The sequence below is a fragment of the Pseudonocardia kongjuensis genome (genome assembly GCF_039526905.1).
Taxonomy (GTDB): Bacteria; Actinomycetota; Actinomycetes; order Mycobacteriales; family Pseudonocardiaceae; genus Pseudonocardia; species Pseudonocardia kongjuensis.
In genome coordinates, this window is the sequence record NZ_BAAAJK010000007.1 from 370,717 (window position 1) to 388,001 (window position 17,285).

At 75.2% G+C, this 17,285-nt stretch carries 23 protein-coding genes; 11 read left to right on the plus strand and 12 right to left on the minus strand.

Translation table 11 applies throughout. The features are described 5' to 3' along the window. Positions 1-2: 2 nt before the first annotated feature. Positions 3-992, minus strand: coding sequence for a Gfo/Idh/MocA family protein (locus ABD160_RS12045; RefSeq protein WP_344021557.1), 990 nt, complete (start codon positions 990-992; stop codon positions 3-5). Between the two features lie 103 nt (positions 993-1,095). Between ABD160_RS12045 and ABD160_RS12050 the strand changes: the two genes are divergently transcribed. Further along, positions 1,096-1,503 carry a VOC family protein gene (locus tag ABD160_RS12050; protein WP_344021559.1) on the plus strand — a complete coding sequence of 136 codons (408 nt, stop codon included), beginning with the start codon at positions 1,096-1,098 and terminating at the stop codon, positions 1,501-1,503. Positions 1,504-1,554: 51 nt separating this feature from the next. Here the strand turns inward: ABD160_RS12050 and aroQ are convergent, their stop codons facing one another. From aroQ to ABD160_RS12065, 3 genes are read right to left on the minus strand one after another with little or no spacing between them, the layout of a single operon-like run. After that, on the minus strand, positions 1,555-2,028 hold the full coding sequence (gene aroQ / locus ABD160_RS12055; protein WP_344021773.1) for a type II 3-dehydroquinate dehydratase: 474 nt from the start codon (positions 2,026-2,028) through the stop codon (positions 1,555-1,557). A gap of 9 nt (positions 2,029-2,037) precedes the next feature. Then, positions 2,038-2,706 carry a response regulator transcription factor gene (locus ABD160_RS12060; protein WP_344021561.1) on the minus strand — a complete coding sequence of 223 codons (669 nt, stop codon included), beginning with the start codon at positions 2,704-2,706 and terminating at the stop codon, positions 2,038-2,040. After that, positions 2,703-3,860: a sensor histidine kinase gene (locus ABD160_RS12065; RefSeq protein ID WP_344021563.1), complete on the minus strand. Its 1,158-nt coding sequence runs from the start codon at positions 3,858-3,860 to the stop codon at positions 2,703-2,705. Before ABD160_RS12065 ends, ABD160_RS12060 begins: the two co-directional genes overlap by 4 nt. A gap of 168 nt (positions 3,861-4,028) precedes the next feature. Between ABD160_RS12065 and ABD160_RS12070 the strand changes: the two genes are divergently transcribed. The 4 genes from ABD160_RS12070 to ABD160_RS12085 are packed head-to-tail and all read left to right on the plus strand — an operon-like array spanning position 4,029 to position 5,871. After that, the gene (locus ABD160_RS12070) at positions 4,029-4,541 is read left to right on the plus strand and encodes a DUF1707 SHOCT-like domain-containing protein (RefSeq protein ID WP_344021565.1); all 513 of its coding nucleotides are present in this window, start codon (positions 4,029-4,031) and stop codon (positions 4,539-4,541) included. After that, positions 4,538-5,035 carry a hypothetical protein gene (locus ABD160_RS12075; protein ID WP_344021567.1) on the plus strand — a complete coding sequence of 166 codons (498 nt, stop codon included), beginning with the start codon at positions 4,538-4,540 and terminating at the stop codon, positions 5,033-5,035. The genes ABD160_RS12070 and ABD160_RS12075 overlap by 4 nt, the downstream gene beginning before the upstream one ends. Positions 5,036-5,066: 31 nt before the next feature. Further along, positions 5,067-5,399 (plus strand): ArsR/SmtB family transcription factor, encoded by a 333-nt coding sequence (locus ABD160_RS12080; protein ID WP_344021568.1) that lies wholly within the window; start codon positions 5,067-5,069, stop codon positions 5,397-5,399. Beyond that, entirely contained in the window at positions 5,383-5,871 is a 489-nt protein-coding gene (locus ABD160_RS12085; RefSeq protein WP_344021570.1) for an SRPBCC family protein, read from the plus strand. The genes ABD160_RS12080 and ABD160_RS12085 overlap by 17 nt, the downstream gene beginning before the upstream one ends. A 26-nt stretch (positions 5,872-5,897) precedes the next feature. Here the strand turns inward: ABD160_RS12085 and ABD160_RS12090 are convergent, their stop codons facing one another. Continuing rightward, positions 5,898-6,404, minus strand: coding sequence for a DnaJ family domain-containing protein (locus ABD160_RS12090; RefSeq protein ID WP_344021571.1), 507 nt, complete (start codon positions 6,402-6,404; stop codon positions 5,898-5,900). Between the two features lie 73 nt (positions 6,405-6,477). Here ABD160_RS12090 and ABD160_RS12095 point away from each other — a divergent pair, with 73 nt between their 5' ends. The 4 genes from ABD160_RS12095 to ABD160_RS12110 all read left to right on the plus strand — a co-directional run bounded on the left by ABD160_RS12095 (position 6,478) and on the right by ABD160_RS12110 (position 11,511). Then, complete coding sequence (locus ABD160_RS12095) at positions 6,478-7,125, plus strand: nuclease-related domain-containing protein (RefSeq protein ID WP_344021572.1); 648 nt, start codon at positions 6,478-6,480, stop codon at positions 7,123-7,125. A 129-nt stretch (positions 7,126-7,254) separates the two neighbouring features. Beyond that, complete coding sequence (locus ABD160_RS12100; RefSeq protein ID WP_344021574.1) at positions 7,255-9,348, plus strand: chorismate-binding protein; 2,094 nt, start codon at positions 7,255-7,257, stop codon at positions 9,346-9,348. Positions 9,349-9,604: 256 nt separating this feature from the next. Next, positions 9,605-10,498, plus strand: a complete 894-nt coding sequence (locus tag ABD160_RS12105; RefSeq protein ID WP_344021576.1) for an alpha/beta fold hydrolase — start codon at positions 9,605-9,607, stop codon at positions 10,496-10,498. Further along, on the plus strand, positions 10,498-11,511 hold the full coding sequence (locus tag ABD160_RS12110) for a TIGR03617 family F420-dependent LLM class oxidoreductase (RefSeq protein WP_344021578.1): 1,014 nt from the start codon (positions 10,498-10,500) through the stop codon (positions 11,509-11,511). Before ABD160_RS12105 ends, ABD160_RS12110 begins: the two co-directional genes overlap by 1 nt. 70 nt (positions 11,512-11,581) lie before the next feature. Here the strand turns inward: ABD160_RS12110 and ABD160_RS12115 are convergent, their stop codons facing one another. The 7 genes from ABD160_RS12115 to ABD160_RS12145 form a co-directional block, all read right to left on the minus strand. Then, positions 11,582-11,986: a transglycosylase family protein gene (locus ABD160_RS12115; protein WP_425563604.1), complete on the minus strand. Its 405-nt coding sequence runs from the start codon at positions 11,984-11,986 to the stop codon at positions 11,582-11,584. A 370-nt stretch (positions 11,987-12,356) separates the two neighbouring features. Further along, a complete protein-coding gene (locus ABD160_RS12120; protein ID WP_344021580.1) occupies positions 12,357-12,761 on the minus strand; it encodes a hypothetical protein in 405 nt (134 codons plus the stop codon). 2 nt (positions 12,762-12,763) lie between these two features. Then, on the minus strand, positions 12,764-13,396 hold the full coding sequence (locus tag ABD160_RS12125; RefSeq protein WP_344021582.1) for a class I SAM-dependent DNA methyltransferase: 633 nt from the start codon (positions 13,394-13,396) through the stop codon (positions 12,764-12,766). 74 nt (positions 13,397-13,470) lie between these two features. Beyond that, positions 13,471-13,875 (minus strand): hypothetical protein, encoded by a 405-nt coding sequence (locus ABD160_RS12130; protein ID WP_344021584.1) that lies wholly within the window; start codon positions 13,873-13,875, stop codon positions 13,471-13,473. Further along, entirely contained in the window at positions 13,862-14,299 is a 438-nt protein-coding gene (locus ABD160_RS12135) for a DUF1707 SHOCT-like domain-containing protein (protein ID WP_344021586.1), read from the minus strand. Before ABD160_RS12135 ends, ABD160_RS12130 begins: the two co-directional genes overlap by 14 nt. A gap of 65 nt (positions 14,300-14,364) precedes the next feature. Continuing rightward, positions 14,365-14,889 (minus strand): PadR family transcriptional regulator, encoded by a 525-nt coding sequence (locus ABD160_RS12140; protein WP_344021588.1) that lies wholly within the window; start codon positions 14,887-14,889, stop codon positions 14,365-14,367. A 16-nt stretch (positions 14,890-14,905) separates the two neighbouring features. After that, positions 14,906-15,910, minus strand: coding sequence for a hypothetical protein (locus ABD160_RS12145; protein ID WP_344021589.1), 1,005 nt, complete (start codon positions 15,908-15,910; stop codon positions 14,906-14,908). Between the two features lie 220 nt (positions 15,911-16,130). Here ABD160_RS12145 and ABD160_RS12150 point away from each other — a divergent pair, with 220 nt between their 5' ends. Together ABD160_RS12150 and ABD160_RS12155 are read left to right on the plus strand one after the other, a co-directional pair. Continuing rightward, positions 16,131-16,454, plus strand: a complete 324-nt coding sequence (locus ABD160_RS12150) for a putative quinol monooxygenase (protein WP_344021591.1) — start codon at positions 16,131-16,133, stop codon at positions 16,452-16,454. Between the two features lie 258 nt (positions 16,455-16,712). Beyond that, entirely contained in the window at positions 16,713-17,279 is a 567-nt protein-coding gene (locus ABD160_RS12155; protein WP_344021593.1) for a L,D-transpeptidase, read from the plus strand. The last annotated feature ends 6 nt before the right edge of the window (positions 17,280-17,285 follow it).

Sequence of the window (17,285 nt, forward strand, 5' to 3'; positions counted from 1 at the left end):
GGTCACAGGGTGGCGGGGCCCTCCTCCGGGACCATCCCGAGCTGGTCGGCGACGGCCGCCATCACGTCCTGCACGGCGATCGTGTCGGCCAGCGGCATCACCGGGCTCTCCTGCTCCCCGGCCGCGACCCGCAGGGTGACCTCGGCGATCTCGTGCGAGTAGCCGCCGCCGGTGGCGGGCAGCACGATCTCCTCGGGCTCGGCGCCGTGCCGGTGCAGCTCGATCCGGTCCGGATGGTGGAAGCGCGGCGGCACCTCGATCCAGCCCTCGGTGCCGATCACCCGGGCCGAGCCGGGCATCGCGCACCGCAGGCTCGCCTGCAGGGCGGCGCTGCGGCCGTCCGGCCAGCCCAGCAGGATCGACTCCTCCAGGTCGACGCCGGTCGGCGCGAGCGCGCCGGTCGCGGCGATCACCGAGGGATCACCCAGCACCATCTGCGCGAACGAGATCGGGTAGACGCCGAGATCGAACAGCGCGCCGCCGCCGAGCTCGGGGGCGAGGTAGCGGTCGCCCGCGTCGGACAGGTTCCGCACGCCGAGATCGGCCTGCACCGACCGGACCTCGCCGATCGCGCCCTCGGCGACCAGCTCGCGGAGCCGGACGATCGCCGGGAAGAACCGCGTCCACATGGCCTCCATCGCGAAGACGCCGGTGCGCCGGGACGCCGCGGCGATCTCCCGGGTGGCCACCGAGCTGACCGTGAACGACTTCTCGACCATGACCGCCTTGCCGGCCTCGATCGCGGCCAGCGCGACGGCGCGGTGCTGCGGGTGCGGGGTGGCGACGTAGAGGACGTCGATCTCCGGGTCGTCCAGGACCGCCCGGTACCCGGTGTGCGTGCGGGCGATGCCGTGCCGGTCCGCGAACGCCGCGGCGCGTTCCGCGGAACGCGACGCCACGGCCACCACCTCGGCGCCGGGCACGTGCGGGAAGTCCCGCACGACGGCGTCGGCGATCCGGCCCGGTCCGACGATTCCCCACCTGACGGTCATGCCCCGATCCTGCCGGATCGTCACCGATGACTTCCCGGCGCCGTCCCGGTCCTTCCTCTCGTAACGGCGCCGACGACGGCGCCCCGGAGCACAGGAGCCCGCGATGCCCAGCTCGATCTTCGTCAACCTGCCCGTCGCCGACCTCGCGGTCGCCACGACCTTCTACTCCTCGCTCGGCTTCACGCTGAACGAGCAGTTCTCCGACGAGCAGACCGCGTCCTTCGTGATCAGCGACGCGATCGTCGTCATGGTGATGGTGGAGAAGCGGTTCATCGAGTTCACCGAGCAGTCCGGCACCGCCGACCCGGGCGGCGCCCGCGAGGTGATCAACGCGCTGGGCGTGGAGAGCCGGGACGAGGTGGACCGGCTCGCCGAGGCGGGTCTGGCCGCCGGCGGCACCCAGGGCGGGAAGACCCAGGACCACGGCTTCATGTACGGCCGCAGCGTCGACGACCCGGACGGTCACCGCTGGGAGTTCGTGTGGATGGACGTCTCGGCGATGGAGGGCTGAGCCGGCCGCGGCCCGGGAGTGCTGCGCTCCCGGGCCGGGCGCAGCGCGCGATCAGGCGGAGCGCACCGGGCGGAGCTTGCGGACCAGGCCGTCGATGGCGAGCGCGTAGCCGTCCACCCCGAACCCGACGACGATCCCGGCCGCCACCGGCGACACGTAGGAGTGGTGCCGGAAGGCCTCCCGGCCGTGCACGTTCGAGATGTGCACCTCGACGGTGGGCAGCTCGGCGCCCTCGATCGCGTCGTGCAGCGCCACCGAGGTGTGGGTGTAGGCGGCCGCGTTCAGCACCAGGCCGAGCGCGTCGCCGCGCTTCACCGCGGCGCCGGCCTCCTGGATCCAGTCGACCAGGGTGCCCTCGTGGTTGGTCTGCCGGAAGTCGAGCTCCAGGCCGTGCCCGGCGGCGGTCGTCGCGCAGAGCGCCTCGACGTCGGCGAGCACGGTCGTGCCGTACACCTCCGGCTTGCGGACGCCGAGCAGATTGAGGTTCGGACCGTTGAACACGTACACGGTGGTCACCCCCGCGATCCTGCCACCTCACCCGGTCCAGCCCGGGCGGACCAGCCCGGACTCGTAGGCCAGCACCACCAGCTGCGCCCGGTCCCGCGCGCCGAGCTTGCTCATCGAGCGGCTGACGTGCGTCTTCGCGGTGGTCGGGCTCATGTGCAGGCGGGCGGCGATCTCGTCGTTGGACAGTCCGGCGGCGACCTCGACGAGCACCTCCCGCTCCCGGTCGGTCAGCGCGCCCAGGCGCGCGGCACCGGCCGGGCCGCCGCGGGAGCGGGCGGCGAACTCGGCGATCAGGGTGCGGGTGACGCCCGGCGCGAGCAGCGCCTCGCCGTCGTGCACGACCCGGATCGCCCGGATCAGGTCGGCCGGCTCGGCGTCCTTCACCAGGAAGCCGCTGGCGCCGCCGCGGATCGCGTCGAACACGTACGAGTCGTCGGTGAAGGTGGTCAGCACGATCACCCGCACCGCGCCCAGCGCGGGATCGGCGCTGATCTCGCGGGTCGCGGTGATGCCGTCGGTGCCGGGCATCCGGATGTCCATCAGCACCACGTCCGGCAGGTGCTCGCGGGTGGCGGCGATCGCCTGGGCGCCGTCGGCGGCCTCGGCGACGACCGCCAGGTCCGGCTGGGACCCGAGCAGCGCCCGGAACCCGGACCGGACGAGGGCCTGGTCGTCGGCCAGCAGCACCCGGATCACCGGTCCACCCTCCCCGCCGGGAGGGTGGCGAGCACCCGGAACCCGCCGGACGGCCCCGGGCCGGCCTCCAGGGTGCCGCCGACCGAGCGGGCCCGCTCCCGCATGCCGGTCAGTCCGGTGCCGTCGGCGACGCCCTCGGCCGGGCCGCGGCCGTCGTCGTCGATCCGCAGCTCCAGGGAGTCCGCCGAGTAGCTCAGGGTGACGACCGCGGTCGCCGCACCGGCGTGCCTGCGGGTGTTGGTCAGCGACTCCTGCACGATCCGGTACGCGGCGAGATCGGTGCCGGTCGGGAGCGGCCGCGGCTCGCCGGTGGTGTCCCGGCGCACCGGCAGCCCGGCGGCGCGGGCCTCGTCGAGCAGTGCGTCGAGCCGGTCCAGACCGGGGGTGGGCAACCGGGGCGCCGCCTCGTCGACCCCGCGCAGCACGCCGAGGGTGGAGCGCATCTCGCGCAGCAGGTCCCGGCTGGCCCGCTTGATCTCGGTGAGCGCGGTGCGGGCCTGCTCCGGGTCGTCGTCCATCAGGAACAGCGCCACCCCGGCCTGCACGTTGATCAGCGACACGTGGTGGCCGAGCACGTCGTGCAGCTCCTGGGCGATCCGCAGCCGCTCCTCCCCGATCCGGCGGTGGCGCTCCTGCTCGGCGGCGAGGCGGGCCTGTTCGATCCGCTCCCGGCGGACCCGCCACAGCAGCCCGGCGGCGAACAGCACGGCGATCCAGGCGAGCAGCGGCCCGGTCGCCGCCCACGGCACCGCACGGCCGGTCAGCAGCAGCCAGCCGAGCAGCGTCGCGGCTGCGGCACCGACCACCGCGAGCGCCCGGTGGTGGTGCCCGGCCGCCACCGCGGAGACCAGCGCGACCGCGAAGGCGAGCCCGGTCGGCCCGGCCGGCGGGTAGCCCAGCCCGAAGTAGACGACCACCGCGCCGGCGGCCACCGCGAGCGCCGCGACCCGGTTCGCCCGGCGGAACACCAGGGCGAGCGGCCCGGCCGCGAGCAGCGCGATCCCGATCCCGTCCAGCGTGCCGGCCGGAGCCGCGTCCCACGGCCGGTGCAGCGCGAACGCGGTGCCGCCCGCGGTGAGCAGCGCGACCACGGCCGGCAGGACGAGGGTCCGCAGCACCCCGCCCCACCAGCTCGGACGGGTCGGGGTGGGCACGGGCGTCACGGTAGACCGGGGGACCGACGATCTGCGTCGTCCGCGCGGAGACGGCCGCACTACCGCACCGGGAGTACCCGGGAGGGTCCGACCGGCACCGGGGCAGCAGGCCGATCGGCGACCACCGACGGACGCGCCGGCCCCGGCCCCGCCGCCACGCTGACCGGCATGACCGACACAGTGACCACCGATCCCGACGCATCCGACACCTCCGACACCTCCGGCCCGCCCGCACCGGCCGGCGCGCACCGGACCGTCCCGCCCGGAGGGGACGCCGTGCTCGCCTCGGACGCCGAACGCGAGCACGTGACCGACCGGCTGCGGGCGGCCGCCGCCGAGGGCAGGCTGACCCTGGTCGAGGCCGACGAGCGGCAGGCCGCCGCGTACGCCGCGCGGACCCGCGACGAGCTGGTCCCGCTGGTCTCCGACCTGCCCCGGCCGGCCCGGCCGCCGCGCCCCCGGCGCGGGCCGCTGACGCCGCGGGCCCGCCGGATCCTGGCCGTGCACGGCGGGGTGACCGCCGCGGTGTTCCTGCTGATGGTGCTGCCCTGGCTGCTCGGCGCCGCCCCGTTCGTGCCGGTCGGACCGGTGCTGCTGATGCTGCTGATCCTGTTCGTGCACTCCCGCCGGGCCGAGCGGGAGCCCTCGCCGGACGCGACCGTGCCCGACGAGCTCCGGTGACCGGGACCGTCGAGCGGCGCGCCGGCACGGCGGCGGCACCGCGCCGGCTGGGCCGCCGCCCGCGCGCGGTGCTGCGGACCGCGCACGTGGTGCTGGCGATCGGCTGGACCGGGCTGTCCACGGTGCTGCTCGTGCTCCCGGCCGCGGCACTGCTCCAGGGATCGGGATCGGAGTTCGCGGTGCCCGCGATGGCGCTGGTCGGCGGGGGTCTCGTCCCGTTCTTCGCGGTCGGGACGGTGCTCACCGGGGCCGCGCTCGGGATCGGGACGCCGTGGGGGCTGTTCCGGTACCGCTGGGTCGTCGTCAAGACGGTGCTCTCGCTCGCCGTCATCGCCGGCTCGGTCGCGTTGAACACCGGCTGGATCGACGCCGCCGCGGCCGATCCGTCGCTGCTGTGGCCGCTGCTGCTCAGCGCGGCACTGCACCAGGTGATGCTGCTGTCGGCCACCGTGCTGTCGGTGGAGAAGCCGTGGGGTCGGCTGCGCCGCGGTTGACACGCAACCATTTGGTTGCATAATTGGTCCCGTGACCGACGTGGACGCCGTCTTCCGGGCCCTCGCGGACCCGACCCGGCGCCGCATCCTCGACCGGTTGCACGAACGGGGCGGGCAGACGCTCGGCGAGCTGTGCGAGGGGCTGGGGATGAGCCGGCAGGCCGTGTCCAAGCACGTCGCGCAGCTGGAGTCGGCCGGGCTGCTGTCCGCCGTACGCCGCGGCCGGGAGAAGCTCCACCATCTCGACCCGGTGCCCATCCAGGAGATCCACGACCGGTGGATCGGGAAGTTCGAGCGCAGCCGGGTGCAGGCGATCACCGCCCTGCGCGCCGCGCTGGAGGACGGCGATGACCGAACCGAGTGACCGCAGCTACGTCTACACCACCTACATCCGCAGCACCGCCGAACAGGTCTTCCGGGCGCTGACCACGCCCGAGTTCACGATGCAGTACTGGGGCGGCGCCGAGCTGACCTCGGACTGGCGGGTGGGCAGCAGGCTGGAGGCACTGCATCCGGACCGGGAGGACTTCGTCGGCGAGATCGTCGCCGTCGAGCCGCCGCGCCGGCTCTCCTACACCTTCACCGGGCGTGCCGAGGAGGAGCGCGGACGACCGCCGACGCTCGTCGAGTTCACCGTCGACCCGTTCGGCGACGAGGCGGTGCGGCTGCGGGTCGTGCACACCGGGTTCACCGCGGACGAGCAGGGCGACCAGGACATGCGCGACGTCGGCGAGGGCTGGCCCGCGATCCTCGCCGCGCTGAAGACGCTGCTGGAGACCGACCGGCCGCTGGCGTCGCCGGGGCACTTCGCGCCCCGGATCCCGGCCCGCGCCTGACCGGGTGGTGGCCGGCCGGCCGGCGGTCAGCGGCGCCGGAGCCGGGACCACCACCGGCGCCGGACCGGCGACGCGGTGCCGTCGTCCCCGGCGCCGGACCGGGCGGACGGTCCGGCGGGCGTCGGCCGGGGACGCTCCCGGGCGGCCCGCCACCGGGCGACGATCGCGTCGGCGTCCGGCCTGCGGATCGGCACCCACGGCCCGACCGGGTACCGCATGTGGTCGACGACCCGCGCGTCGATCTCCTCGACGTGGTCGCGGACCCGGCGCTCGTCGGTGAACCGGGCGACGGTCCCGTCGATCCGGTCGAGCTCCTTGCGGAGCTGGACGGCCGGTGGCAGCAGCGCCTCGCCGGAGAGGCCCTCGCGCTCCAGGTAGCCGCGCACCCACCAGTTCGCGTCGACCGGGCCGGTCCGCCCGGCGCCCGGGAGCGGCTTGCCCCGGCCGGGCAGGTCGTCGAACTCGCCCCGCTCGACGGCCTCCCGGATCGCGCGCTCCACCGGCGACTCGGAACGCGGGTCCGCAGCGTCCATCGGCGATCACCCCGGGACCGACGGTACCGCCGCGCAGACGTTTCCTGTCGGGGGTCGGGTCCACACTCCCGGCATGACCGACACCAGCCCGCTGATCGACCGCTCCCGCACCATCGACCTCGCCCGGCACCACCCCGGCCGCCGGGCCGGGCACGTCGCCGCGCACGTCCGCGGCACCGGCCTGCCGGACCGGAACTGGCGGCTCGGCGCCGACGGGGAGCTGCGCACCGCCCGGCTCCTGGAGCCGCTGACCGGCCGCACCCGCCGCGACCGGCTGCTGCACCGGCCACCGCGCTGGCGGGTGCTGCACTCCGTCCCGCTGGACGGCGGGGCCGCGGATCTCGATCACGTGCTGATCGGCCCGCCGGGGATCTGCGTGATCAACACCAGGCACCACCGGCACCGCACGGTCCTGCTCGACGGCGACCGGCTGGTCGTCTCCGGCACCGCGACCGACGCCGTGCCGCGGGCCCGCACCGAGGCCGACCGGGTGCGCGAGCTGCTGCTGCCCCGGCTGGGGCCGGACGGTGCCGGGGTGCCGGTGCGTCCGGTGATCGCGGTGGTGGGCACGCCGGTACGGGTGCGCCGCTGGCCGGACGACGTGGTCGTCGCGACCGAGGGCGCGCTGGTGCCCGCCCTGCGCGGGATGGCCCCGGTACTCGATCCCGGGGAGGTGGACCGGATCCACGCGATCGCCCGCCGGCCCGCGAGCTGGGTCTGAGGGCGGGCCGGCCGGGGGCTCGGCGGGGGCTCGGCGGGGGCTCGGCGGGGGCTCTGTGGGGCATTGCGCCGACGTGCACTACGCCACCGGCCCCTTCCCGGCCGCCGATCGGGTCAGCATGCTCTGGCGGTGACCACCCCTGCTCCCGCACCGGCCCGGACCCGGTTGCACGCGCGACCGCTGCCCGTCACCGCGGGGGTCGCCGAGCTGGTCCGCCGGCTCGCCCACCGTGAGCGGATGGTCGCGTTCGCCGGTGGCTGGGCCTGGGGTACGCTGGTGGCCTGCGATCCGGCGCTGGTCGCACCGCCGGGGGCGGATCCGTTCGCGGTGCTCGGTTCGGTGCCCCGGCCGGGTTCCGGCCCGGGGCACCGGGGGGTGGGCGGCGGCTGGTTCGGCGCGCTCGACTACGCCGAGCCCGGGATCCGGCCCGGATCGGTGCTGGGCTGGTACCGGGACGTGCTGCGGCACGACGGGGAACGCTGGTGGTTCGAGGCGCTGGTGTCCGGCGGGACCGGCGGGTCCGGGGATCTCCCGGTGCACCCCGACGAGGACTCGGCGGAGCGACGGCTCGCCGAGCTGCTCGCGGACCTGGACCGGGGCGCGCGCAGCGCCACGGAGCGGCCCGGCCCCGCCGCGCCGGTGCGGCTGGAGGTCGAGCGGTGGCCGGACCGGGACGCGCACCTGGCCGCCGTCGAGCGGTGCATCTCCGAGATCCGGCGCGGCGAGATCTTTCAGGCGAACATCGCGACCGAGCTGCGGGTCCGGCTGCACGGCGACGTGCACGACGCGTGGGCGTCGCTGGTCGGCGACGCGCCGCCGGCCCGCTCGGCACTCGTCGTCGCGCCCGGCCGGGTCGCGCTCAGCGCGAGCCCCGAGCTCTTCCTGCACCGCACCGGGGACCGGGTCCGCACGGCGCCGATCAAGGGCACCCGCCCGCGCACCGGCACGGACGACGAGCAGGAGCGGCGCCGGCTCGCGGCCTCGGTGAAGGACGCCGCGGAGAACGTCATGATCGTCGACCTGATGCGCAACGACCTGGCCCGGGTCGCGGTACCCGGCGGCGTCCGGACCGGTCGGCTGCTCGGGGTGGAGCCGCATCCCGGGGTGTGGCACCTGGTCTCCGAGGTGTGCGCGACGCTGCGCGAGGACATCACCGACCACGACCTGCTCGCCGCCGCGTTCCCGCCCGGCTCGGTCACCGGCGCACCGAAGATCCGGGCGTGCGAGGTGATCGCGGAGTGCGAGGGCCGGGAGCGCGGCCTGTTCACCGGGGCCGTCGGCGGGATCAGCCCGCTGGCCGGGCTGGAGCTGAACGTCGCGATCCGCACCCTCGATCTCGGCCCGGCCGGTCCGGACGGGACCCGGCGCGGACGGCTCGGCGTCGGCGGCGGGATCACCGTCGACTCCGACCCGGCCGAGGAGTTCGCCGAGTGCCTCACCAAGGCGGCGCCGGTGCTCGCGGCGCTGGGCGGCCCGCCGCCCCCGCCGCCGGTCACGGTGACCCGCCCCGCGGAGCGCGCTGCCGGCCTGTTCGAGACGCTGGCCTGCACCGACGGCCGGGTGGGCCGGATCGGCGAACACGCCGCCCGGCTGCGGCGCAGCTATCTGGCCGTCACCGGCCGGGTGCTGACCGCGCCGCTGGAGGCCGAGATCACCGCCGCGGCCGACGGGCTGACCGGGCACCACCGGCTCCGGGTCGAGGCGCTGCCCGGGGATCCGGCGCGGGTCGTCGTGCACGCGACCCCCTGGCCCGGCCCGGTGCCGCTCGACGGCCGGCCCGGGCTGGTGCTCGACGTCCGCCGCGGCACCGACGGCGAGTCGCACAAGTTCGCCGACCGGCGCTGGCTGACCGGGCACGAGGACGCGTCCGGCGAGCACACCCCGCTGCTGTGCGATCCGGCCGGGAACATCCTCGAGTCGGCCCGCTCCGCGATCGCCGCCGTCCACGACGGACGGTTGTGGGTGCCCCCGCTGGACGGGCGGATCCTGCCCGGGGTCGGGCGCCGCGCGGTACTGGACCTGCTGCCGCCGGACGCCGTCCGGATCGCCCCGCTGCCGCTCGCCGCGCTGGCCCGCACCGACGGGTTCTTCCTGGTCAACGCGCTGCGCGGGATCCAGTGGGTGCGCGAGGTGCGGGAGGACGGGATCCCGGTCGCCCGGTGGGACGCGCCGGACCCGTTGACCCGCAGGCTGGCCGCCGGGCTGGACCGGACCGCACCCTGATCCCGCCACCGGGTCCGGCCCGCGCCGCACCCCGACCGCGCCGCCGCACCCCGACCGGACCACATCGCACCTCCAGCTCGACGGCGCACCGTGCAGAGACGGTGCGACACCGACGGCGGGGTGCGGGACAACCTCCGGGGTGCGAGGCGGCCGCGGCGGTCCCCAGCGGGGGTTGACCAGCGGGCATTGACCACCCGTCACGCCGTGGCGGACGATCCGGGCGAGTCCGATCCGACACCAACGGCGGTGCGCTCCCATGACGACCGAGACCTTCACCTTCACCGGCCGCGACGGCACCGCCGTCACCGCCTACCGGTGGCTCCCCGGCCACGCGGACGGCGGGGCCGTGCGCGGGATCGTCCAGCTCACCCACGGCATGGGCGAGCACGCGCTGCGCTACGTCGCGCTCGCGGAGCAGCTGACCGGGCGCGGCTTCGCCGTGTACGCCCAGGACCACCGCGGGCACGGCGCGACGGCCGGCGGCCCGGACGGCTACGGCGTGCTCGGCGAGGACGGCTGGGACCAGCTCGTCACCGACGTCGGGCTGCTGTCCGGGCACGCCCGAGCGGCGCACCCGGGCGCCCCGCTGGTGCTGCTCGGGCACAGCATGGGGTCGTTCGCGGTGCAGCAGCACCTGGTCGCCGACGTCGACCCGCCGGACGCGGTCGTGCTGTCCGGCACCGCCGTGCTCGACCTGATGGAGCAGGGCCTGGACCTGTCCGGCCCGCTGGACCTGTCGTCGTTCAACGCGCCGTTCGAGCAGCGCACCGGGTTCGAGTGGCTGTCCCGCGACCCGGCCCAGGTGGACGCCTACGTCGGCGACGCGCGCTGCGGCTTCGGCCTGGACCTGCCCGGCACCCGGGCGATGTTCGCCGCGGCCCGCCCGCTCGCCGACGTCGCGACCCTGAAGCGGATCCCCGGCGGCCTGCCGGTGTACGTCGTCGTCGGCGACGAGGACCCGGTCAACGCGGGCCTGGCACTGGTCCGCCCGCTCACCGAGCGCTACGCCGCGGCCGGGCTGTACGACGTGACGCTCCGGATCTGGCCGGGCGCCCGGCACGAGGTGTTCAACGAGACCAACCGCGACGAGATCGTCGCGGACCTGCAGACCTGGCTGGACCGGGTCGTCCCCGAACGGAAGGACGAATAGTGCGCGTCGACACCACCGGAGGCTTCTCGGCCGGCCCGCTGGAGACCGAGCAGACCGCGGTCGAGGCGGAGAAGGACGGCTACGACACCCTCTCGGTGCCGGAGACCTCGCACGACGCGTTCGTCGCGCTCGCCCTCGCCGCCCGCGCCACCAGCCGGATCCGGCTGCAGTCGGCGATCGCGGTCGCCTTCGCCCGGAACCCGATGACGCTCGCCTACCAGGCCAACGACGTCACGCTGGTCTCCGGCGGCCGGTTCGATCTCGGGCTCGGCTCGCAGGTGAAGCCGCACATCGAGCGCCGGTTCGGGATGCCGTGGAGCAGGCCGGCGGCGCGGATGGAGGACTTCGTGCTGGCGCTGCGCGCCATCTGGGACGCGTGGGCGACCGGCGACCGGCTGCGCTACGAGGGCGAGTTCTACTCGCACACTCTGATGACCGAGTTCTTCTCGCCCGGCCCCAACCCGCACGGCACGCCGCCGGTGATGCTCGCCGCCGTCGGCGAGCGGATGACCGAGGTGGCCGGCCGGGTCACCGACGGCCTGCTGGCGCACTCGCTGACCTCGCCGTCGTACCTGGCGGAGGTCACCCTGCCCGCACTGCGCCGCGGCCGCGGCGACACCGGCACGCTCGACGGTTTCGACGTGTGCCTGCCGGTGTTCGCGGTGCTCGGCGCCGATCCGGACGCCCGGGCCGCCGCCGCGGCCGGGGTGCGCAGGCAGATCGCGTTCTACGCGTCCACCCCGCCGTACCGGCCGGTGCTGGAGCACCACGGCCGCGGCGAGCTGGCGGACCGGCTCAACCGGCTGTCCCGGCAGCAGGCCTGGGACGAGATGGCCGGTCTCGTCGACGACGACGTGCTGGACCTGTTCGCGGTCTCCGGCACCCCGCAGGAGGTGGCCGCCGGGATCGTCGCGCGCTACGACGGGCTGGTCGACCGGGTGTCGCTGAACACCCCCTACGACGCCGATCCGGCGCTGGTGCACGACACCGTCGCCGGGCTGCGCACCGCCTGACCGGCCCCGCGGACGACGACGGGCGGCGCCGGACGCACCGGTCGCCGCCCGTCCCCGCGGGTGCCGTGGCTCAGCGCAGGCCGAGCTGGCTGGCGCAGGACGGCCAGGCGCCCCAGCCCTGGCCCTCGAGCACGTTCTCCGCGACGCGGATCTGCTCGGCCTTGCTGGCGTTGTGCGCCTCGCCGCTGCCGCCGTACGCCTTCCAGGTCGACGGCAGGAACTGCAGGCCACCGGAGTAGCCGTTGCCGGTGTTGATGCTCCAGTCGCCGCTGGACTCGCACTCGGCGAGCTTGTCCCACGTGGAGGTGGGCACCGACTGGCCGGGCGCGACGGCGGCGGCCGGCGCGACCGGGGTCGAGGTCTCGGGGGCGGCGTTCGCGGTGCCGGCCAGGGCGAGCGGGGCCCCGAACGCGAGGATGCCGGCCGTCAGAGTTCCGACAAAACGCCCACGGATGGACATACGGGTGCTGCTCATCGTGATTCTCACCTGGATCCGGACCCACGGCTTTCCGGGCGGGCCGTCCGACGCGGGGAGCGACGTCCGGTCTCACGGAGCTGCGCCCGTGGCCCGCGGCCCCGTCCCGTCCGTGGCGGATCGACTGGCCGGTGACCATGGGACGGGGCCGTCCTGGCGTGGTGGTTCCGGCGCTTCGGTGCACGCTCCCACCGCGGAACGGCGGGGAGCGACCACGAAGGTCGCCGACATCCCGAGATCGGGTCAAGCCGAGCCCCGGTGACGTATCACACCGGGATAACGAGAATACCCGTCGTTGCAGGTCAGAACCGGAAAACGACGATCACGGACGATCACCGCCCGGATCGTCTTGCTTTCATTCCGGAGATGTTCAGCGGGGTTTCCGGCCCGGATCACCGACCTTGCGCATGGTGAACACGGCGACCCGGACGACCATCGCGTCCAGCAGCAGCGCGCCGAACATCCACGGGTCCAGCCAGGCCGTCCAGGAACCGCCGCCGGCGACCGAGACCAGGCCGGGCACCAGGAACAGCGCCACCCCGAGACCACCCGCGACGGCGGCGGTCAGCAGCGCCGTCGCGTCGGCGTGGCGGACCACCATGGCCAGCGCGACACCCGCGACGATGGCGACGATCCCGTCCAGCGCGGCCAGGATCGGCCCCTCGGCGCCGGTGCCGGCGGCCAGCCGGGCGTGCACCAGCGCGGTGAGCGCCAGCAGCACGATCAGGATGCGGCGCCCGACGACCGGGCCGCGATCGACACTCGCGGAGCTCACCGCTACCGCACCCTCAGGACCAGCAGCCGGCAGTCCACCTGCTGGCCGGAGCGGTAGGGGGCGATCTCGATGGAGACCGCCTCGACGAGATCCCCCGCGCACAGCCGGTCCACCTCGGCGCGGTAGCCGCCGGACTCCCACACGTCGTCCAGCACGGTCGCGACCAGGAACCCGCCCGGCCGGATCACCCGGGCGAACTCGGCCAGCGCCGACGGCCCGACGTGTGCGTGGGTGAGCGTCCCGACGCAGACGACGACGTCGTAGCGGTCGTCCGGGAGCTCCAGCGCGGCCGTCAGGTCGGCCTCGCGCAGGTCGCGGTAGACGCCGGTCGCGCGGGCCTGCTCCAGCATCCCGGGCGAGAGGTCCAGCCCGTCGATCGTGCCGACCCCGCGCCGGTTCAGCTCGACGCCGACCAGGCCGGTGCCGCAGCCGGCGTCCAGCACCTCGCCGCCGGTCCCGGCCGCGGCGACGACGGCGTCGGCGGTCACCGACGGTGCGACGTAGCCCTGGGCGTCGCCGGTCAGGTCGGCGTCGTAGGTGGCGGCCCAGTCGTCGTAGAGGGCACGGGCGTCGTCCGGGCCGCTCAGCGTGTACGCGCGTTCCAGGTGGGGGTCGCCCCCGGTACTCGTGGCCATCCGCCGATCATCGTGGAGACCGGCCCGGCTGTCATATGCCGGGGTGCGCCGGAGCGCCGGGAGCAACCCGATGATCAGCGCCGGAGCAACCCCCGCTGCGGCCGGCCGGCCGCGAGGAACGACAGCGCGCAGAGCGCACCCCAGCCGGCCGCGACCATGGTCGCCTTCTCCCGGGCGTCCCGGTCGGGCAGCCGGGAGCCGAGCACCGCGAGATCGGCGACGTCGGCACCGACCCGGACGGCGATCGCCGTCTTCAGCGGGGTGCCGGCCGGCGCGAACAGCATGGCCAGACCGGACGCGATGTCCCGGCCGCCGACCGCCATCGTGAACGTCCGCTGCTCGGAGGTCGGCTCGCCACCGTCGCCGACCAGCCCGGTGGGGCGCAGGAACAGCTCCGGCTTGGCAGTGATCGCCGCGCCGTAGGCGGCGGTGGCCGCGCCGAGCAGGCGCGGGATCCAGGTCAGGTCACGTCGGGCCATGCATCCGGCATACCCGCTCCGGGCGCGGCCCATCCCAGGACGGCGGGACCGGCATCGCCGGTGCCACGACGGTGCCCAGCACGAGCAGCGCACCCCATGGCCCGAGCACCCACAGCGGCCAGCTGTGCAGGCCCCCGCCGCCGAGCGCGACGGCCGTCCAGACCACCAGGCAGATCAGGCCGGTGAGCAGCCACGGGCCCCAGGCGGCGGTGAGCGCGATCCGCCTGCCCCGGGCGGCGCGCGCCGGATCCGGCAGTCGCGGCAGGTCGGCCAGCACGGCGGCCAGCTCGGCCCGGGTGCGGGCCGCGGTCACCCGGCCGCTGCGCTCGGTGAACTCGGCCAGGTCCAGGCGGCCGTCCCCGACGTGTCGTCCGAGCTGGTCGATCGCCTGCTCGCGCTCGCGGTCCCCGATGCGCAGGTCCATCCGCCCGCTCCCTCCGATTGGATATCAGAACTATCCGGTATCCGTTCGGGGTCGTCAAGCCGGAATCACATCTCGTCGAGGAAGGCCAGCGCGGCCTCGGCGGACACCAGCCGCCAGGTGACGAGCATCCGGTCGAAGTCCCCGGTGGCGTCCTGCCCGGTGCCGTCCCGCTCGCTGCGCAGCGCCGCGACGATCGGCTCCAGCTCCCGGCGCTGCGCCGCGACCAGCGGCGCCGGGTCCTCGCCGCGCCGGTGCAGCACGGCCAGCTTCAGCAGGAACTCCGAGCGCAGGTCCCGCACGTGCGGCACCGGGGCGGCCAGCCAGGCCTCGACGCGCTCGCGACCGGACGCGGTGGACGCGTAGAGGGTGCGCGGCGGCCCGCCGCCGGTCTCGACCGCCTCGGCGGTGATCAGGCCGGCGTCGACCAGCCGCCCGATCGCCCGGTAGACCACCGGCCGCGGGATCTGCCAGACCCGGCCCAGGTGCCCGTCGGCGGCGGTGAGCGCGGCGATCGCGAAGCCGTGCACCGGCCGTTCGCCGGTGACGGCGAGGACCGTCCACTCGGCGAGCCCGAGCCGGACCTGCGTCATGCGTCCCAGCCTAGGTTCACCGGTTGACGGCGGCCTCGTTGCCCAGGTCCCAGGAGAAGCCGCGGTCGTAGAGGAACCTCAGCTCCGGATCGCTCTCCAGCAGCAGGTCCTGCCCGTCGCCGCGCAGTGCGACCCGGCCGTCCGGCCGGACCTCCCAGCTCAGCTCGACGGTGCGCTCGGTGTCGCCGAACATCGGCTGCGCCCCGGCGGTCACCGGCCGCAGCGTGGCCTCGACGACGCCGTCGCGGACCGGCCGGTAGTTCCCGGTGACCAGATCGCCGTTCGCGAGCCGGACCGACAGCCCGGCCGCCCCGGGGACCGGGTAGCTCGGGATCGGGATCTCCGGGCCGTCGTACACCCACTGCCCGAACGCGACCGACTGCCAGCGGGGGTCGTCGGCGAGCCGGGCCGCAGCCGGGGCCGGGTCCTCGACCACCCGGTAGACGCCCGGCAGCGCCAGCTCCGACTCCACCCGCGGCGGCTGCCCCTGCCAGAACAGGACGCCGCCGAGCAGCACGACCAGCACGCCGAGCGCCGGGGACGTCCACCGGGTCACCGCCCGCACCCGCGGCCAGGGCAGCAGCCGGGGCGTCCCCTCGGTCCCGGCGACCGGACGGCCGGCCACGAACCGCAGCACCCGCCCCAGCTCCGGGACCGCGACCAGCAGGAAGCCGATCGTGAGCAGCAGCGCGGGCTGCTTCACCGGCACGTCGAAGGTCATGTTGAGCAGGAAGACCGTGCCCAGCGCCGCCGTGCCGAGCAGGCCGCCGAGCCACGCCGTCCGCCGGAACACCAGCAGCAGCGCGACGACGAGCTCGGCCAGGCCGGCCAGGAACTGGACCACCGGCGAGTACGCCATGAACGTCCACAGCAGACCCATCGGGCTCTTCTCGCCGACCGTGGTCAGCGCCGCGGAGTAGTCCAGCCGGCCCATCTGCGTCAGGTTCAGCTTGGACCAGCTGTAGGGGATCATCCAGACGATCAGCAGGAACCGGAGCAGGCCGTGCAGCACCCACAGCACGGTCCTCCACCGTGGACGAGCGGACGTCGGACCGGCCCCCGGGGTGCTCACAACCGACGGACCCTAGGCCGGACGGAGTATCCCGCGCAGCCGGTTTTCGGCCCCCGCCGCCCGCGCCGGGCGTCCCGCATTGAGACGCACGGGCGGGGGCGGTCCGTGGAAGGATCGCCCGCGACGTTCCCGACGACCGTGAACAGACGACCGTGAACAGGAGGCCGGCGTGATCCTCATCGTCCTCAAGGCACAGATCCGCCCCGACAAGCGCGACGAGTGGCTGTCCGGGATCTCCGAGTACAAGAAGAACGTGAACTCGGAGCCGGGCAACATCTCCTTCGACTACCACGAGAACGTCGAGAAGGAGAACGAGTTCGTGATCGTGGAGGTGTTCCGCGACGGCGACGCCGGCACGGCGCACGTCAACACCGACCACGCGCAGACGTTCTTCCCGTTCATGTCGACCGTGGTCTCGGAGAAGCCGAAGATCAACTACCAGGACATCGACGGCGACGTGTGGAACGAGATGGCCGAGGTGACCCCGCAGTAGCGGCGCACCCCGCGCACACCCGCGCACACCGACCGACGCCGGCGCCCCGCCGCAGGGACGCCGGCGTCGTCGCGTTCCGGGGCACGCCGGGCAGCCGGGGACGATCGGGACGGGGGCGCACCGCCTGCGGGCGCCTCCCGTCGACCGGGCAGACTCTCCCCAGAAGTCGATCTTTGCGCCGGACAACCGGACGGTGCGACGACGACCGCACGGCGCCGCACACCCCGAGCGGCGCGGGACCGACGAGGAGCACCCGGGATGGACACCCCCACCGCCGCAACCCCCGACCGGCAGCGCACCCGCCGCATCGCCGCACTCGCGCTCGGCATCACCGCCGTCGCCGGCGTCGCGCTCGGCGGCACCGCCGTCGCCGCCTCCCCGGCCGCACTGGCGGCCTGGTCCCAGCCGCTGGTGCCGGGCACCCCCTGCTCGATCACCGCCAGCGCCTGCGTCGACCTGGACACCCAGCGGTCCTGGCTGATCACCGACGGGAAGGTGGTCCGCGGCCCGGTCCCGATCGCCTCCGGCGGGCAGGGCCGGGAGACCCCGGTCGGCCACTCGCTGCGCGTCTACCGCAAGGAGGCCACGCACGTCAGCCAGGAGTTCCTCGGCGCCGACGGCCGGCCCGCGCAGATGCCGTGGTCGGTGTTCTTCGAGGACGGCGGGATCGCCTTCCACGGCGGCGACCCGGAACGCGCGTCGGCCGGCTGCATCCACCTCGACGACGCCGACGCCCGCGCCTACTTCGAGCACCTGCAGATCGGCGACCAGGTGCAGGTGGTCAGCGCCGCGGCCGAGGCCGCCGCCCGCAGCTCCGCGCGCTGACCGCGG

Excerpts from the sequence above, each read along its gene's own strand:
- ABD160_RS12105 (WP_344021576.1), top strand. The coding sequence starts at position 9,605 with ATGACGACCGAGACCTTCACCTTCACCGGCCGCGACGGCACCGCCGTC.
- ABD160_RS12045 (WP_344021557.1), bottom strand. The coding sequence starts at position 992 with ATGACCGTCAGGTGGGGAATCGTCGGACCGGGCCGGATCGCCGACGCC.
- ABD160_RS12115 (WP_425563604.1), bottom strand. The coding sequence starts at position 11,986 with ATGAGCAGCACCCGTATGTCCATCCGTGGGCGTTTTGTCGGAACTCTG.
- ABD160_RS12140 (WP_344021588.1), bottom strand. The coding sequence starts at position 14,889 with ATGACGCAGGTCCGGCTCGGGCTCGCCGAGTGGACGGTCCTCGCCGTC.
- ABD160_RS12085 (WP_344021570.1), top strand. The coding sequence starts at position 5,383 with ATGACCGAACCGAGTGACCGCAGCTACGTCTACACCACCTACATCCGC.
- ABD160_RS12095 (WP_344021572.1), top strand. The coding sequence starts at position 6,478 with ATGACCGACACCAGCCCGCTGATCGACCGCTCCCGCACCATCGACCTC.
- ABD160_RS12125 (WP_344021582.1), bottom strand. The coding sequence starts at position 13,396 with ATGGCCACGAGTACCGGGGGCGACCCCCACCTGGAACGCGCGTACACG.
- ABD160_RS12135 (WP_344021586.1), bottom strand. The coding sequence starts at position 14,299 with ATGGACCTGCGCATCGGGGACCGCGAGCGCGAGCAGGCGATCGACCAG.
- ABD160_RS12070 (WP_344021565.1), top strand. The coding sequence starts at position 4,029 with ATGACCGACACAGTGACCACCGATCCCGACGCATCCGACACCTCCGAC.
- ABD160_RS12130 (WP_344021584.1), bottom strand. The coding sequence starts at position 13,875 with ATGGCCCGACGTGACCTGACCTGGATCCCGCGCCTGCTCGGCGCGGCC.
- ABD160_RS12050 (WP_344021559.1), top strand. The coding sequence starts at position 1,096 with ATGCCCAGCTCGATCTTCGTCAACCTGCCCGTCGCCGACCTCGCGGTC.
- ABD160_RS12155 (WP_344021593.1), top strand. The coding sequence starts at position 16,713 with ATGGACACCCCCACCGCCGCAACCCCCGACCGGCAGCGCACCCGCCGC.
- ABD160_RS12090 (WP_344021571.1), bottom strand. The coding sequence starts at position 6,404 with ATGGACGCTGCGGACCCGCGTTCCGAGTCGCCGGTGGAGCGCGCGATC.